The 15,011-nt window shown below is 62.6% G+C and carries 14 protein-coding genes; 12 read left to right on the top strand and 2 right to left on the bottom strand.

Annotated elements, in window-relative coordinates; translation table 11 throughout:
- Positions 1–104: 104 nt before the first annotated feature.
- From C8K61_RS13360 to C8K61_RS13350, 3 genes are read left to right on the top strand one after another with little or no spacing between them, the layout of a single operon-like run.
- On the top strand, positions 105–1,043 hold the full coding sequence (locus tag C8K61_RS13360) for a rhodanese-related sulfurtransferase (RefSeq protein ID WP_108096745.1): 939 nt from the start codon (positions 105–107) through the stop codon (positions 1,041–1,043).
- Positions 1,044–1,097: 54 nt separating this feature from the next.
- Entirely contained in the window at positions 1,098–1,733 is a 636-nt protein-coding gene (locus tag C8K61_RS13355; protein ID WP_108096744.1) for a DsbA family protein, read from the top strand.
- Complete coding sequence (locus C8K61_RS13350) at positions 1,726–3,504, top strand: ABC transporter ATP-binding protein (RefSeq protein ID WP_108096743.1); 1,779 nt, start codon at positions 1,726–1,728, stop codon at positions 3,502–3,504. The genes C8K61_RS13355 and C8K61_RS13350 overlap by 8 nt, the downstream gene beginning before the upstream one ends.
- A gap of 92 nt (positions 3,505–3,596) precedes the next feature.
- Here the strand turns inward: C8K61_RS13350 and C8K61_RS13345 are convergent, their stop codons facing one another.
- Both C8K61_RS13345 and C8K61_RS13340 read right to left on the bottom strand, forming a co-directional pair.
- Positions 3,597–4,469 carry a pseudouridine synthase gene (locus tag C8K61_RS13345; protein ID WP_108096742.1) on the bottom strand — a complete coding sequence of 291 codons (873 nt, stop codon included), beginning with the start codon at positions 4,467–4,469 and terminating at the stop codon, positions 3,597–3,599.
- A 179-nt stretch (positions 4,470–4,648) separates the two neighbouring features.
- On the bottom strand, positions 4,649–5,647 hold the full coding sequence (locus tag C8K61_RS13340) for an AraC family transcriptional regulator (protein WP_108096741.1): 999 nt from the start codon (positions 5,645–5,647) through the stop codon (positions 4,649–4,651).
- A 372-nt stretch (positions 5,648–6,019) separates the two neighbouring features.
- Between C8K61_RS13340 and C8K61_RS13335 the strand changes: the two genes are divergently transcribed.
- The 9 genes from C8K61_RS13335 to C8K61_RS13295 all read left to right on the top strand — a co-directional run bounded on the left by C8K61_RS13335 (position 6,020) and on the right by C8K61_RS13295 (position 14,997).
- The gene (locus C8K61_RS13335) at positions 6,020–7,324 is read left to right on the top strand and encodes a dicarboxylate/amino acid:cation symporter (RefSeq protein WP_108096740.1); all 1,305 of its coding nucleotides are present in this window, start codon (positions 6,020–6,022) and stop codon (positions 7,322–7,324) included.
- A gap of 365 nt (positions 7,325–7,689) precedes the next feature.
- On the top strand, positions 7,690–8,439 hold the full coding sequence (locus tag C8K61_RS13330) for a GntR family transcriptional regulator (RefSeq protein ID WP_108096739.1): 750 nt from the start codon (positions 7,690–7,692) through the stop codon (positions 8,437–8,439).
- Positions 8,436–10,172 (top strand): fumarate reductase/succinate dehydrogenase flavoprotein subunit, encoded by a 1,737-nt coding sequence (locus C8K61_RS13325; protein WP_108096738.1) that lies wholly within the window; start codon positions 8,436–8,438, stop codon positions 10,170–10,172. The genes C8K61_RS13330 and C8K61_RS13325 overlap by 4 nt, the downstream gene beginning before the upstream one ends.
- 49 nt (positions 10,173–10,221) lie before the next feature.
- The gene (locus C8K61_RS13320) at positions 10,222–10,467 is read left to right on the top strand and encodes a ferredoxin family protein (RefSeq protein WP_108096737.1); all 246 of its coding nucleotides are present in this window, start codon (positions 10,222–10,224) and stop codon (positions 10,465–10,467) included.
- A gap of 125 nt (positions 10,468–10,592) precedes the next feature.
- Entirely contained in the window at positions 10,593–12,005 is a 1,413-nt protein-coding gene (locus C8K61_RS13315; protein WP_108096736.1) for an ABC transporter substrate-binding protein, read from the top strand.
- Positions 12,006–12,105: 100 nt separating this feature from the next.
- The gene (locus tag C8K61_RS13310; protein WP_108096735.1) at positions 12,106–12,888 is read left to right on the top strand and encodes an ABC transporter permease; all 783 of its coding nucleotides are present in this window, start codon (positions 12,106–12,108) and stop codon (positions 12,886–12,888) included.
- Positions 12,885–13,739, top strand: a complete 855-nt coding sequence (locus tag C8K61_RS13305; RefSeq protein WP_108096734.1) for an ABC transporter ATP-binding protein — start codon at positions 12,885–12,887, stop codon at positions 13,737–13,739. Before C8K61_RS13310 ends, C8K61_RS13305 begins: the two co-directional genes overlap by 4 nt.
- Entirely contained in the window at positions 13,736–14,713 is a 978-nt protein-coding gene (locus tag C8K61_RS13300) for a HEAT repeat domain-containing protein (RefSeq protein WP_108096733.1), read from the top strand. The genes C8K61_RS13305 and C8K61_RS13300 overlap by 4 nt, the downstream gene beginning before the upstream one ends.
- Complete coding sequence (locus tag C8K61_RS13295; RefSeq protein ID WP_108096732.1) at positions 14,713–14,997, top strand: gamma-butyrobetaine hydroxylase-like domain-containing protein; 285 nt, start codon at positions 14,713–14,715, stop codon at positions 14,995–14,997. The genes C8K61_RS13300 and C8K61_RS13295 overlap by 1 nt, the downstream gene beginning before the upstream one ends.
- The last annotated feature ends 14 nt before the right edge of the window (positions 14,998–15,011 follow it).

Below are 15,011 nucleotides of genomic sequence, written 5' to 3'. Positions count from 1 at the left end.
CGACCCGAAACTCGCATAAAATGCGCGCCGCGCCAGCTGGCGCCATTTTGGACAAAGAACCCGGTCCGCCCTTTACGCGGGCGACCACCTGGAGAAACACCCCCATGACTCAGAATATCGTCGTGGCGGCGCTGTATAAGTTCGTCACCCTGAACGACTACGAAGCGCTGCGCGAACCGCTGTTGCAAGCCATGCTCGACAACGGCATCAAAGGCACTCTGTTGATCGCCCTCGAAGGCATCAACGGTACTGTTTCCGGCAGCCGCGAAGGCATCGACGGCCTGCTGGCCTGGCTCAAGCGCGATGCGCGCTTCATCGACATCGACCACAAAGAGTCGTTCTGCGATGAGCAGCCGTTCTACCGCACCAAGGTCAAACTGAAGAAAGAGATCGTCACCCTCGGCGTGCCGGGCGTGGACCCCAACTTGCAAGTGGGCACCTACGTCGAGCCGCAAGACTGGAACGCGCTGATCTCCGACCCCGAAGTGCTGCTGATCGACACCCGCAACGACTACGAAGTGGCCATCGGCACCTTCGAAGGCGCGCAAGACCCGAAGACCAAAAGCTTCCGCGACTTCCCCGAGTACATCAAAGCCAACTTCGACCCGGCCAAGCACAAGAAAGTGGCGATGTTCTGCACTGGCGGCATCCGCTGTGAGAAAGCCTCCAGTTACATGCTCGGCCAAGGTTTTGACGAGGTGTTCCACCTCAAGGGCGGCATTCTCAAGTACCTGGAAGAAGTGCCGCAGGACCAGACCCTGTGGAAGGGTGACTGCTTTGTCTTCGACAACCGCGTCACCGTGCGCCATGACCTGAGCGAAGGTGAGTACGACCAGTGCCACGCCTGCCGCATTCCAATTTCGACTGAAGATCGCCTGTCGCCGCACTACGTGCCCGGCGTCAGCTGCCCGCATTGCTGGGACAGCCTCAGCGAGAAAACCCGCGCCGGCGCGCGTGAGCGGCAGAAGCAGATCGAACTGGCCAAAGCCCGCAACCAACCCCATCCTCTGGGCTATAACCCTCGGGACAAAGGCCGCGACTGATCGCGCGACCTCACGCCTTTCCCCTTTCGTTGTCCCGGCCAATGGAGCCTTAGCATGCAAGCGCGTCTGATCTACGTGATGGACCCGATGTGTTCCTGGTGCTGGGGGTTTGCTCCGGTGTTTGACGCCCTGGCACAGCAAGCCCAGGCGGCCGGGGTGAGCAGCCATCTGGTGGCCGGCGGTTTACGCGCCGGCACGGCCGCTGCGCTGGAACCGACTACCAAGCGCTACATCCTCGAACACTGGCACTCGGTGCAGGACAGCACCGGCCAGCCCTTCACCTTTGAAGGGGCGCTGGCCGATGGGTTTGTCTACGACACCGAGCCCGCTTGCCGCGCCCTGGTGGCCGCGCGCCGCCTGGATGCCGAAAGTGCCTGGCCGCTGGTGAAGCTGATTCAACAGGCGTTTTACGTGGAAGGCCGTGACGTCACCCAGGCCAGCGTGCTGGTGGAGCTGGCCGAACGCGCCGGTTTGCCGCGTATCGAGTTTGCCGCCGCGTTCGACAGCGCTGCCGACCTGGCTGCCACCGTTGCCGACTTCGAGTGGGTGCAGAACCTCGGCATTGCCGGTTTCCCCACGGTGCTGGCCGAGCACAACGGCCAACTGGCCTTGCTCACCAATGGCTACCAACCCCTGGAACAGCTGGCGCCGTTGCTGGCGCGTTGGCTGGAGCACAGTGCCCATGCTTGATCGCCTGAGCTGGGAAGAAATCCGCCGCCTGGCCCTGCGCCACAAGAAGTCGCTGATTCTGGCCAACCTGGTGGCGGTATTCGCCACCCTGTGCAGCGTGCCCATCCCTTTGCTGCTGCCGCTGTTGGTGGACGAGGTGCTGCTCAAACAGGGCGATGCCGCGCTCAAGGTGATGAACAACTTCCTCCCCACCAGAGCGCAGACCGCCGTCGGTTATATCGGCCTGATGGTCGCGCTGACGCTGCTGCTGCGCAGCTCGGCGCTGGTCTTCAACGTGCTGCAGGCGCGGTTGTTCGCGCGGCTGTCGAAGGACATCGTGTACCGCATCCGCGTACGCCTGATCGAGCGCCTCAAGCGCATTTCCCTCGGCGAATACGAAAGCCTGGGCAGCGGCACCGTGACCACCCACCTGGTCACCGACCTCGACACCCTGGACAAATTTGTCGGCGAAACCCTCAGCCGCTTCCTCGTCGCCATGCTCACCCTGACCGGCACCGCCGGCATTCTGATGTGGATGCACTGGAAGCTGGCGCTGCTGATCCTGCTGTTCAACCCGCTGGTGATCTACGCCACGGTGCAACTGGGCAAGCGGGTGAAGAACCTCAAGAAGCTGGAAAACGACAGCACCTCGCGTTTCACCCAGGCGCTGACCGAAACCCTCGAAGCCATTCAGGAAGTGCGCGCTGGCAACCGCCAGGGCTTCTTCCTCGGCCGCTTGGGCCTGCGTGCCCAGGAAGTGCGCGACTACGCAGTGGCCTCGCAGTGGAAAAGCGATGCCTCGAGCCGCGCCAGCGGGCTGCTGTTCCAGTTTGGCATCGACATCTTCCGCGCCGCCGCCATGCTCACCGTGCTGTTTTCCGACCTGTCGATTGGCCAGATGCTCGCGGTGTTCAGCTACCTGTGGTTCATGATCGGCCCAGTCGAGCAGTTGCTGAATCTGCAGTACGCCTACTACGCCGCGGGCGGTGCGCTGACTCGCATCAACCAGTTGCTGGCGCGCGCCGATGAGCCGCAATACGCCGGTGGCGCCAACCCGTTCGTGGGCCAGCCGACCGTGGGCGTCGAAGTGCGTGGGTTGAGCTTTGCCTACAACGACGAGCCGGTGCTCGATGGCCTCGACCTGGTGATTGCGCCGGGTGAGAAGGTGGCCATTGTCGGCGCCAGCGGCGGCGGCAAGAGCACCTTGGTGCAACTGCTGCTCGGCCTGTACACCGCGCAGGCCGGCACTATCCGTTATGGCAGCAAGAGCCTGGAAGAGATCGGCCTGGAAACTGTGCGTGAACACGTGGCGGTGGTGCTGCAACACCCGGCGCTGTTCAACGACAGCGTGCGCGCCAACCTGACCATGGGCCGCGAGCGCAGCGACGAAGCCTGCTGGCGCGCGCTGGAAATCGCCCAATTGGCCCACACCATTCAGGCCTTGCCCAAGGGGCTGGACAGCATTGTCGGCCGCTCCGGCGTGCGGCTGTCGGGCGGTCAGCGCCAGCGCCTGGCGATTGCACGGATGGTGCTGGCAGAGCCGAGCGTGGTGATTCTCGACGAAGCCACCTCAGCCCTGGATGCTGCCACCGAATATGCCCTGCACCAGGCCCTTGGCCAGTTCCTGCAAGGCCGCACCACCCTGATCATCGCCCACCGCCTTTCCGCGGTTAAGCAGGCGGATCGGGTGCTGGTGTTCGACGGCGGCAAGATTGCCGAAGATGGCGGGCATCAGGAGTTGATTGCCGAGGGTGGGTTGTACGCCAAGTTGTATGGCCATCTTCAGCACTAAGTCGTTTTCAGGTCTGGCCAATCGCGGCTGAAACCGCTTCTACAATATCGTGCGATCCGTAGGAGCGGCTTCAGCCGCGATGCTTTTACGCCTTACCACTCCAGCTTCAGCTGACTATGAAACTCGCGCTCAACCCCACTCAGCGGGTCGATAAAGCGCAAGCTTTGCGCCAGCAGCTTCAGCGGTTTGCTGTAGTCGTCGACGGCGTCTTTGACCAGCTGCGGGTAAAACGGGTCATTGCAGATCCCCGCGCCCAACGCGGCCAAATGCAGACGCAGTTGGTGCTTTTTGCCGGTCACCGGGTACAGCCCGTAACGCCATAACTCGCCATTGCGTTCGCGCACCTCCATCAGCGTTTCGCTGTTGGGCGTGCCGTCGCCTTCCTTCATCAAAAAGAACGGCTCGCCGGCCACCATGCGGGTTTTGTGCAGGTGCGGGAATTGCACCTTGGGCAGGGCAGGGGCAATGGCTTCGTAGGTTTTGTGCATGCTCCGCTCGGCAAACATGCGCTGGTACGCGGCGCGGGTTTGCGGTTGCACCGAGAACAACACCAGGCCGGCGGTGAGGCGGTCGATGCGGTGTAGCGGCACCAGGTCGTGGCTGCCGAAACGTTTGCTCAGGCGCGCCAGCAAGGTTTGCTCGACGTATTCGCCAGCCGGGGTCACCGACAGGAAATGCGGCTTGTCAGCAACGATCAGGTGGTCATCGGCATACAGCACGGTTTCCTCGAACGGCACCGGCGTCTCGTTGGGCACCTCACGGAAATAGTGGATGCGCAGGCCTTGTTTGTACGGGTGCTCGGGGCCGATGGGCTGCTCATGTTCGTCCAGCACCTTGCCGCGTGCCATGCGTTCCAGCCAGGTGTCGCGGTCGATGGCGGAAAAATGCGCGCACAGGCAATCCAGCACAGTGGCCCAGGGGCCGGCGGGGAGGTAGAGGGTGCTGCGGCGGGTGGGGAGGGGCATTGATTCGGACCGTTAAACGAGGTCGGCGATTCTACGCCGTAGGTTGGGTTGAGCCAAAGGCGAAGCCCAACTGGGAGCCCAATGGGCTCCGCGTGGAAATCTAGACCGATACGCGCTGGCCTTTGGCCGGCCTGTTGGGCTTCGCTGTGCTCAACCCAACCTACGCCAAGAAACGCGGATCAACTTTCCTGCGCACGATAGGCGCCTGGGGTCAGGCCGGTCCACTTCTTGAACGCGCGGTGAAAGGCGGAGGGTTCGGAGAACCCCAGCTGCTCGGCAATATCCTGAATCGCCAGGTTGTCGCGCCCCAGGTGGTAAATCGCCAGGTCGCGACGCAGGTGGTCTTTGAGTTCCTGAAAGCTTGAACCCTCTTCGCGCAAATGCCGGCGCAGGGTTTGCGGGCTCATGTGCAGTTGTTGTGCGACCGCTTCCAGATCCGGCCAGCTGGCGCAGTCGCGGCCGAGCAGGCGGCGGATCTGGCTGATCAGGCTGTCGCCACCATCCGGGCGGGCCAGCAGGTCGGCGGGGGAGTGTTCGAGAAAGTGCTTTAGGGTGCGTTCGTCCTGCAGCAGCGGCATCGCCAGGTAGCGCGCCTGGAACAGCAGGCTGGTGCTGCCAGCACCAAAGCGCCGCGGGTTGGGGAACAGCAGGTCGTACTCGGCGCTGTGCTCGGGCTCGGCGTGGCGGAAGGTGGCTTCCTGCAGGCGAATGCGCTGGCCAATCAGCCAACTGGCCAGGCGGTGCCAGATCACCAGCAGGCTCTCCACCAGAAAGTGGTCGGGGTCCTGCAGGGTGCTGTCATCCACGGTCAGTCGCGCCCAGTCGCCTTCGCGGCTCAGGGTGATCACCGGCGCCTCGTCGAACAGGCTGTAGAAGAGGGTGCCGCGGGTCAGCGCCTTTTCCAGGGTGTGGCAGTGGATCAGGGCGTAACACATCATCGCGAAGGTGCCGGGTTTACTGCGGGTGCGGCCAAAGCCCATGTACTCGTCAGCCAGTTTTTCCCACAGCAGTTGCATCAGTCGGGCGAACTGCTCCGGCGCCACCCGCGCGCGGGGCTCATCGAGCAAAGCCGGCTGGATATTCACCTCACGCAAAATTGCCGAGCAGTCCACCCCTTGACGTTCTGCGCCACGCAGGGCGGCGCGGACGAAATGGCTGGCGATGGTGCGTTCACGCATGGGTTGGGCTCGGCAAAAAAAGGCTGGTCGATGGTAAGCAGGGTGCCAGGTGGTAACAAGCTTGGAGAGTGCGGGCTATGCTTTTTCTAGGCGGATTCCTACTGCAAACCAACGTGAGCCTGCGGGATATCCGCCAGTGCTTGGCGGAAACCCGCCAATAATGCCGCTGCTTTGCTCGGGTTTTGTTTTTAAGTTACTGAATTAAAAGGAATTAAATAGAAATTCAAGGGATGGCATGACCTCTGCAATAGGCGAGGCAGGCTTGCAGCATATGCAGGCTGGCCAACAACAAATCCCTCCGGATCAGGAGGGTTAGCGCACAGGCAGCGCGCGCATCCGGAATGATGCCGTGCGGTCGTTGAGGAACATGCCATGACCCGCAAACCGTTCTATAAGGTTCTCTATGTTCAAGTGCTGGTAGCCATCGCTATCGGTGTATTGCTTGGGCATTTCTACCCAGACACTGCTGTTGCCCTCAAGCCGCTCGGCGACGGGTTCGTCAAACTGATCAAAATGATCATCGCCCCCATCATCTTCTGCACCGTGGTCACTGGTATTGCCGGTATGCAGAGCATGAAGGCCGTCGGCAAGACCGGCGGTTACGCGCTGCTCTACTTCGAAATCGTCTCCACCATCGCCCTGCTGATCGGCCTGTTCGTGGTCAACATCGTGCAGCCAGGCGTTGGCATGCACATCGACCCGGCGTCCCTGGATACCTCGGGTATCGCCGCTTACGCTGCGGCCGGTGAAAAACAAAGCACCATCGAGTTCATCATGAACGTCATCCCGGCCACCGTGGTCGGTGCCTTCGCCGGCGGTGACATTCTCCAGGTGCTGTTCTTCTCGGTACTGTTCGGCTACGCCCTGCACCGCGCTGGCGACTACGGTCGTCCGGTGTTCGAGTTCATCGAGCGCATCTCCCAGGTGTTCTTCGGCATCATCGGCGTGATCATGAAAGTCGCTCCGCTGGGTGCCCTGGGCGCCATGGCCTTCACCATCGGTAAGTACGGTGTCGGCTCGCTGGTGCAACTGGGCTACCTGATGGCGTGCTTCTATGTCACCTGCCTGTTGTTCGTGCTGGTGGTGCTCGGTGGTATCGCCCGCTTCCACGGTTTCAGCATCCTCAAGTTTGTGCGCTACATCCGTGAAGAGCTGCTGATCGTGCTGGGTACTTCGTCCTCCGAAACCGCGCTGCCGCGCATGATCGACAAGATGCAGAAACTCGGTGTGAACAAATCGGTGGTGGGTCTGGTAATCCCCACTGGCTACTCGTTCAACCTCGACGGTACCTCCATCTACCTGACCATGGCTGCCGTGTTCATTGCCCAGGCAACCGACACGCCAATGGACATCTCCCACCAGGTCGCGCTGATTCTGGTGCTGCTGATCGCCTCCAAAGGCGCAGCGGGCGTGACCGGTAGCGGCTTTATCGTGCTGGCAGCCACCTTGTCCGCCGTTGGCCACCTGCCAGTTGCCGGCCTGGCGCTGATTCTGGGTATCGATCGCTTCATGTCCGAAGCCCGTGCACTGACCAACCTGGTCGGTAACGGCGTCGCCACCATCGTGGTCGGCAAATGGTGTGGCCAGCTGGACACCGCCACCTTGCAGCGCGAGCTGGACCAAGGGGCAACTGCAGATGTAGTCGTAGAAGGCGAGAGCAAACCCGCCCACGGCTAATATCTGATACCGCTTTACTGCCCCTTCACGAGAGGGGCGGCTCTTCACAGCCCATCAATTGATGGGCTTTTTTTTGCTTGCTCGCTTCGTGGTCGTCGGCCAGGCGGCGTTGGGCTCACTCTGAAAATGCTCACGTACTCAATGTACGCTGCGCTTTTCCGAGCGAGCCCGCCTTGCCTGGCCTTAGCCCACGAACCTCGCGCCACTATTCGCGTTTTCAGGAGTCGAGGCTGAAGCCTCGATGCTTTTTGGGCCTGCAAACTCGTTCATATGCTTATGCAATAAAAGTTCTTGGCGCTTTGCGCTTATGCTCGTATCTTCTCGTCACAACTTGTTATGACAAGTAGAAATTGACGAGAGCTGTCATGGCCGAATTGATCCCGCTGTCCCCCGTTCCGCTCTACACCCAACTCAAGGACGTGCTGCGCGCACGCATCCTCGATGGCACCTATCCAGCGCTGAACCGCATGCCATCCGAAAGCGAGCTGGGCACCACGTTCGCTGTCAGCCGCATCACCGTGCGCCAGGCGCTGGGTGATCTGCAGAAGGAAGGGCTGATTTTCAAGATTCACGGCAAGGGCACTTTTGTCTCCAAGCCCAAAGCGTTCCAGAACGTCAGCACTTTGCAGGGCCTGGCCGAGTCGATGACGCAGATGGGGTACGAGGTGGTTAACCGCCTGACCAGCGTCAAGCACGTGCCGGCTTCCGCGCGGGTTGCAGAGCGTTTGCAGTTGGAGGAGGGCGCGCCGGTCACTGAAATCAAGCGGGTGCGTCTGGTCAACCGCGAGCCGATTTCCCTGGAAGTCACCTACGTGCCCGAGCACCTCGGCCTGCGCCTGGAAAAGGCCGACCTGGTCACCCGCGACATCTTCCTGATTCTGGAAAACGACTGCGGCATCGCCTTGGGCCATGCCGACCTGGCCATCGACGCGATTCTCGCCGACGCCGATCTCACTCGCGCGCTGCAAGTGGAAGAGGGCGCGCCGATCATGCGTATCGAGCGCCTGACCCACGACGATGCCGGCATTCCGCTGGATTTCGAATACCTCTACTACCGCGGCGATGCCTTCCAGTACCGCCTGCGCAGTGACCGTCACAAGGGCCGCCACGTATGAGCCAGTACCCCACCATCGAGCGCGAGTACGACATCGTCATCATCGGCGGCGGCACCGCCGGCCCCATGGCGGCGATCAAGGCCAAAGAGCGCAACAAGAACCTGCGCGTGCTGCTGCTGGACAAAGCCAACGTCAAACGCAGCGGCGCCATCAGCATGGGCATGGACGGCCTCAACAACGCGATCATTCCCGGCCACGCCACGCCCGAGCAGTACACCAAGGAAATCACTGTCGCCAACGACGGCATCGTCAACCAGGCCGCGGTGTACGCCTATGCCACCCACAGCTTCGAAACCATCGAACAGCTGGACCGCTGGGGGGTGAAGTTCGAGAAGGATGAAACCGGCGACTACGCGGTGAAGAAGGTTCATCACATGGGCGCCTATGTGCTGCCGATGCCCGAGGGCCACGACATCAAGAAGGTGCTGTACCGCCAACTGAAACGTGCGCGGGTGGAAATCACCAACCGGGTGATCGCCACCCGTTTGCTCACCGACGCCGAGGGTACGGTGAATGGGGTGATGGGCTTTGACAGCCGCACCGCCGACTTCCATGTGATCAAGGCCAAGGCCGTGATCCTCTGCTGCGGCGCAGCGGGACGTCTGGGTTTGCCGGCCTCCGGTTACCTGATGGGTACCTACGAGAACCCGACCAATGCGGGCGATGGCTATGCCATGGCCTACCATGCGGGTGCCGAACTTGCGAACCTCGAGTGCTTCCAGATCAACCCTTTGATCAAGGACTACAACGGCCCGGCCTGCGCCTATGTCACCGGCCCGCTCGGTGGCTACACCGCCAACAACAAGGGCGAGCGTTTTATCGAATGCGACTACTGGAGCGGGCAGATGATGTGGGAGTTCCACCAGGAACTCGAAAGCGGCAACGGCCCGGTGTTCCTCAAGCTCGACCACCTGGCCGAGGAAACCATCCAGAACATCGAAGAAATCCTGCACAGCAACGAGCGTCCCAGCCGTGGCCAGTTCCACGCCAACCGGGGCACCGACTACCGCCAGAGCATGGTGGAGATGCATATCTCCGAAATCGGCTTCTGCTCCGGGCACAGCGCCTCGGGGGTGTGGGTCAACGAAAAAGCCGAGACCTCGGTGAAGGGCCTGTACTCGGCCGGCGACATGGCTGCCGTGCCGCACAACTACATGCTCGGCGCCTTCACTTACGGTTGGTTTGCCGGCACCAACTCCGCCGACTACGTGGCCGAGCGTGACTTCACGGCGCTGGATGCCGAGCAGATCGAACGCGAGCGCGCCCGGGTGTATGCGCCATTGCTGCGCGAGCACGGCCTGCCGCCCGCCCAGGTGGAATACAAGCTGCGGCGCTTCGTGAATGACTACCTGCAGCCACCGAAAGTGACGAAAAAAATGCAGCTGGGCTTGGACCGTTTTGCCGCCATCGAGCACGACCTCGACCAGCTCAAAGCCAACAACCCCCATGAGCTGATGCGCGCCCTGGAAGTCAGCGTGATCCGCGATTGCGCCGAGATGGCCGCACGCGCCTCACTGTTCCGCGCCGAAAGCCGCTGGGGCCTGTACCACCACCGTGTCGACCACCCCATGCGCAACGACGCCGAGTGGTTCGTCCACTGCCACCTGCACAAAGGCGCAGACGGGCGCATGACCAGCTTCAAGAAGCCGGTCGAGCCGTACCTGATCGCCCTCGATGACGAAGAACAGCAGGCCTACAACCGCCTGCGGGTAAAGGCCGAAGCGGCCGCCTGATTTTCAGAACAGAAAACGAGAGAGCCAGAGGCTCCGAGGACACCGTGTCATGGCCTATCAGCCCCAGGAAATCTTCTTTCGCAGCAATGCGCCGGTGACCATCGACGAAGACAAATGCATCGCCGAAAAAGGCTGCACCGTCTGCGTCGAGGTCTGCCCCATGGACCTGCTGGCCATCAACCCGGCCACCCAGAAGGCGTACATGGCCTTCGACGAATGCTGGTACTGCATGCCCTGTGAAAAGGACTGCCCGACCGGGGCGGTGAAGGTCGAGATTCCGTATTTGTTGCGTTGATCGCACAGCCCAAAAATAACCGCCATCCGCCAACACCGGACGCCTTGCCTGCACCACCCCTCGTTTCCCACCAGCCAAAAGGCGGCGGAGACGATTAAAAAACCATGATTCGAGGGGAAACACCCATGCACTTGCGTAGCAAACTCGCCGGCCTCGCGCTGGCCGTCGGCCTGGCTTCCACCCAGGCATCCGCCGACACCATCCGTATCGCCATCGGCACCCAGGACACCACCATCAACTGCGCCACCGGTGGCCTGTTGATTCGCGAACTGGGCCTGCTGGACAAGTACTTGCCCCACGACGGCAAGTACAAAGACGCCAAATACGAAGTTGAATGGAAGAACTTCACCAGCGGCGCGCCGCTGACCAATGAGATGGTCGCCGGCAAGCTGGATTTTGGCGCCATGGCCGACTTCCCGGGCTCCTTCAATGGCGTGGCGTTCCGTGATGCCGGGAAGCAGAGCCTGTTTATCAGCGTGTTGTCCGGCAGCACCAGCGGCAGTGGCAACGGCATCGTGGTGCCGGCTTCGTCGTCGGTGCAGTCGCTGGCGCAACTGAAGGGCAAGACCATTTCCGTGCCGTTTGCATCCACCGCCCACGGCATGTTGCTGCGCGCTGTCGCCGCGCAAGGCTGGGACCCGGAGAAGGACGTCAAGATCATCGCCCAGGCGCCAGAGATCGCCGGTTCGGCGCTGCGCAGCAACCGTATCGAAGCCCACGCCGACTTCGTGCCGTTTGCCGAGCTGTTCCCCAACCGCGGTTTCGCCCGCAAGATTTACGACGGCTCGCAAGCCAACGCACCGACCTTCCACGGCGCGCTGGTGGCTGGCGACTACGCGAAAAAGTACCCGGAAATCGTCACCGCCTACCTGCGCGCCAGCCTGGAAGCGGACCAACTGATCGCCGCCGAGCCGGAAAAATACAGCGAGCTGATCGAGAAGGTCACCGGCGTCGAGGCCGAGGTCAATTACCTGTTCCATGGCCCACTGGGCCTGCAAACCCGCGACCTGACCTGGAAACCCGAGTACCGCAAGGCCGTGGCCACCGCCATCGACACCCTCAAGCTGCTGAAGAAAACCGACAAGGGTCTGGACGTCGATCAGTTTGTTGTCGACCAGTACATCCGCGCCGCCTTCAAACAGTCCGGTCTGGACTACGACAAAGCCCTGGCCAACTACGCGCCGGCACCGCTCAAGGCCAATGACGCGATCACCGGCAAGCCGATCACCGACTTCAAGCGCCTGGCGCAGATCTGGGTTCGCGGCGAAGACAAAGTGCGCCACTACAGCTCGCCGGAAGAGGCGTTGAAAGCCCTGGCGGACCTGGAAAAAGAAGGCAAAGACATTCGCGCCATCTACGCCCAGGCGGCCGACAGCGGGATCAAGTTGCTGGCTAGCCAGGCGTGGTTTGTGCGTAACGGCAAGGGTGAGGTCAGCGCGTTCCTGCTCAAGGACCAGGCTGAACAGTTCGCCCAGCAGCATGGTGGTACAGCGCTGGATTTCGTTAGCGTTAACCAGCAGGCAGTTGTAGGGCTTTAACGAATCTGGGCCCCAGCCTGCGCTGGGGCGACGGAGTTCTTGCCCCAAACCTCCGTCATCCCTGCGCAGGCAGGGAGCCAGAGTCATGCAGGAGTACGCGATGACCCGTTCCACTTTCTTCCGCTGGCCCCTGCGCCTGACCTCGCTGGCCCTCTGCCTGCTGTTCTGGCAGGTGGCCGCCAGCCAGCGTCTGGACTTCGGCCTGCTGACCTTCACCTACGTGCCTACCCCAAGCGCGGTAGCCCAGGCTGCAGTCGCGTTGGTGGAAAGCAGCAAGCTCTGGGCGCACCTGTCCAGCAGCCTGCTGCGGATATTCGCCGGTTACCTCGCGGCGGCGCTGTTCGGTGTCGTGCTGGGCGTCGCCATCGGCCGCTGGAAGTGGGCTGAAGACACGCTGTTGCCGCCACTCGAAGTGCTGCGGCCGATTCCGGCGGTGGCCTGGATTCCCCTGGCGATTCTGATGTTTCCCTCGTCCGAACTGTCGATGGTGTTTATCACCTTCACCGGCGCGCTGTTCCCGGTGTTGCTCAACACCGTGCACGGCGTGGAAGGCGTCGACCCACGGCTGATCGCTTCAGCGCGCAGCCTGGGTGCCGGGCGTTGGGCGATTCTGCGCGAAGTGGTATTGCCTGGCGCGGCGCCGAGCATCGTCACTGGCCTTGCCATCGGCATGGGCACCTCGTGGTTCTGCCTGGTGACGGCCGAGATGATCTCCGGCCAGTTCGGCATCGGTTATTACACTTGGGAGTCGTACACCATTCAGAACTACCCGGACATCATCGTCGGCATGCTGCTGATCGGCGTGCTGGGCATGGGCAGCAGCGCCCTGGTCAAACACCTGGGCGGCCTGCTGACGCCCTGGTACCGAGGAGCCAGCCGATGACCAGCCAGGAACATTTTCTTTCGGCCGGGCGCATTGACGTCGAGCGCCTGACCATTCGCCTGGGCGAGGGCGCGCAAGCGTTCGAAGCCGTGCAGGCGCTGGACTTCAGCATCGCCGCCGGTGAATTCGTGTGCATTCTCGGCCCGTCGGGCTGCGGCAAGTCGACCTTGCTTGGCGCCCTGGCCGGCCATCTGCAACCCAGTGCCGGTGTGCTGCGGGTGGATGGCGAGGTGGTCGCCGGGCCTTCGCCGGCACGCGGCATGGTGTTCCAACACCACACCTTGCTGCCGTGGCGCAGTGTGCTCGACAACGTCGCCTTCGGCCTGAAGATGCAGGGCCTCAACAAGCTCGCCCGGCGTCAGCAGGCGCGTGAGTTTCTCGGCCTGGTCGGCCTACAGGACTTCGCCTCCCGCTGGCCCAACCAGCTTTCCGGCGGCATGCAGCAGCGCGCGGAAATCGCCCGGGTGCTGATCAACCGTCCGCGCCTGTTGCTGATGGACGAACCCTTCGGTGCCCTCGACGCGCAAACCCGTGGGCGCATGCAGGAGTTGCTGCTGGAGATCTGGGGGCGCATCCGCACCACCGTGGTGTTCGTCACCCATGACATCGACGAGGCGCTGTTTCTTGCCGACCGGATTCTGGTGATGAGCCCGCGCCCGGGGCGTTTTATCGAAGACCTGCACCTGGATTTTCCCCGCCCGCGCCGCGCCGAATTGCTCACCAGCCCGGCCTTCACCCACCTCAAACGCCATTGCCTGGAACTGCTGCGCCACGAAGAAGGCCGCGAGTTGCCACGCCTGACCCCGCTGGGTTTGCCCAGCGACCACCCGCCATTGCGAATAGCCCTATGACTGAATTGACCACTGCTCTCTCCACAGAAAACGCTGACATTCTCGACCTGCAACCGCGTCTGGATAGCAGCGATGCGGGCGTGCGGCGCATTGCCCTGATCGAGCTGGCCGACCTCGAAGACCCGGACGGCTTGCCCTGGCTGATCCGCGCCCTGAGCCAAGACACGGCCGCCGAGGTGCGCAGCGAAGCCGCGCGCCTGCTCGAAGCCTGGGAGGAGGGCGAGGTGGTCAGCGCCCTGTGCGCTGCATTGGCCGACGCCGATGAAGCCGTGCGCGGCGCCGCAGCACAGAGCCTAAGTGAATTGAAAACCCTGGAGGCTGGCCGCGTGGTCTTGCCGTGGGTTGCCCATGCCGACGCCTTTGTACGAGCCAGTGCCTTGCGTGCCCTGCGTGAACTGCGCTTGGCGGAAAGCGCGCCAGCTGCGGTTTTGGCCTTGAGCGACAGCGACGCCTTTGTGCGCCGCGAGGCGGTGGGCATTCTCGGTTGGCTGAAGCAGCACAGCGCCTTGCCCGAGCTGGCGCGCCTGGCCAGTGCCGACGCCGACGCTGAAGTTCGCCGCGCCGCCACGGGCGCCCTTGGCCTGGCCAGCGATGCCAGCGTATTGCCGGCGTTGCAGGCGGCGCTGGCCGACAGCGCCTGGCAAGTGCGTGAAGAGGCGGCCACCACCTTGGGCAAGGTCGGCCTCAGCGACGCCGGGCCGATGCTGATCGCCGCGTTGCAGGACGACTACTGGCAGGTGCGTCTGCGCGCCGCCCGTGCCCTCGGCAAGTTGCGTTTTGCCGGCGCCACGCTGGCGCTGATCGAAGTGCTGGGCCACGCCATCAGCAACCTGCGCAAGGAAGCCGCCCTGGCCCTTGGCGAGTTGGCCGACCGCGCGGCTCTGCCGGCATTACAAGCGGCCGAACACGACAGCGATCCGGAAGTGCGTAAGGCCGTGCGTATCGCCATCGCCCAATTGCAGGCAGTCAGCTGATGGACGCGCCGGTGGCACTGCGCAATCGTCGGCAGGAGCGGCAGTTGTGGATCGAATGGACTGCGGGGGAGTGCGCCGAGCTCAGCCATGCCCGGTTGCGCGCTGCTTGCCCCTGCTCACAGTGCCGCGCGGCGCGACTGGGCGGGCAGATATCGGTGGTCGATGAGCAGGTGCAGATCACCGCGATCAACACACAAGGCTATGGCGTGCAACTGGTGTTCAGCGATGGCCATGAACGCGGGATTTATCCCTGGATGTACCTGCGCGAGCTGAGCGTGGCGTAGGCGCCGATGCAAAA

This window comes from Pseudomonas sp. GV071, assembly GCF_003050835.1.
Classification (GTDB): domain Bacteria; phylum Pseudomonadota; class Gammaproteobacteria; order Pseudomonadales; family Pseudomonadaceae; genus Aquipseudomonas.
This window is presented reverse-complemented; position numbering and strand designations above follow the sequence as displayed.

Excerpts from the sequence above, each read along its gene's own strand:
- C8K61_RS13340 (WP_108096741.1), bottom strand. The coding sequence starts at position 5,647 with ATGCGTGAACGCACCATCGCCAGCCATTTCGTCCGCGCCGCCCTGCGT.
- C8K61_RS13330 (WP_108096739.1), top strand. The coding sequence starts at position 7,690 with ATGGCCGAATTGATCCCGCTGTCCCCCGTTCCGCTCTACACCCAACTC.
- C8K61_RS13325 (WP_108096738.1), top strand. The coding sequence starts at position 8,436 with ATGAGCCAGTACCCCACCATCGAGCGCGAGTACGACATCGTCATCATC.
- C8K61_RS13350 (WP_108096743.1), top strand. The coding sequence starts at position 1,726 with ATGCTTGATCGCCTGAGCTGGGAAGAAATCCGCCGCCTGGCCCTGCGC.
- C8K61_RS13315 (WP_108096736.1), top strand. The coding sequence starts at position 10,593 with ATGCACTTGCGTAGCAAACTCGCCGGCCTCGCGCTGGCCGTCGGCCTG.
- C8K61_RS13320 (WP_108096737.1), top strand. The coding sequence starts at position 10,222 with ATGGCCTATCAGCCCCAGGAAATCTTCTTTCGCAGCAATGCGCCGGTG.
- C8K61_RS13295 (WP_108096732.1), top strand. The coding sequence starts at position 14,713 with ATGGACGCGCCGGTGGCACTGCGCAATCGTCGGCAGGAGCGGCAGTTG.
- C8K61_RS13360 (WP_108096745.1), top strand. The coding sequence starts at position 105 with ATGACTCAGAATATCGTCGTGGCGGCGCTGTATAAGTTCGTCACCCTG.
- C8K61_RS13335 (WP_108096740.1), top strand. The coding sequence starts at position 6,020 with ATGACCCGCAAACCGTTCTATAAGGTTCTCTATGTTCAAGTGCTGGTA.
- C8K61_RS13355 (WP_108096744.1), top strand. The coding sequence starts at position 1,098 with ATGCAAGCGCGTCTGATCTACGTGATGGACCCGATGTGTTCCTGGTGC.
- C8K61_RS13300 (WP_108096733.1), top strand. The coding sequence starts at position 13,736 with ATGACTGAATTGACCACTGCTCTCTCCACAGAAAACGCTGACATTCTC.
- C8K61_RS13310 (WP_108096735.1), top strand. The coding sequence starts at position 12,106 with ATGACCCGTTCCACTTTCTTCCGCTGGCCCCTGCGCCTGACCTCGCTG.
- C8K61_RS13345 (WP_108096742.1), bottom strand. The coding sequence starts at position 4,469 with ATGCCCCTCCCCACCCGCCGCAGCACCCTCTACCTCCCCGCCGGCCCC.
- C8K61_RS13305 (WP_108096734.1), top strand. The coding sequence starts at position 12,885 with ATGACCAGCCAGGAACATTTTCTTTCGGCCGGGCGCATTGACGTCGAG.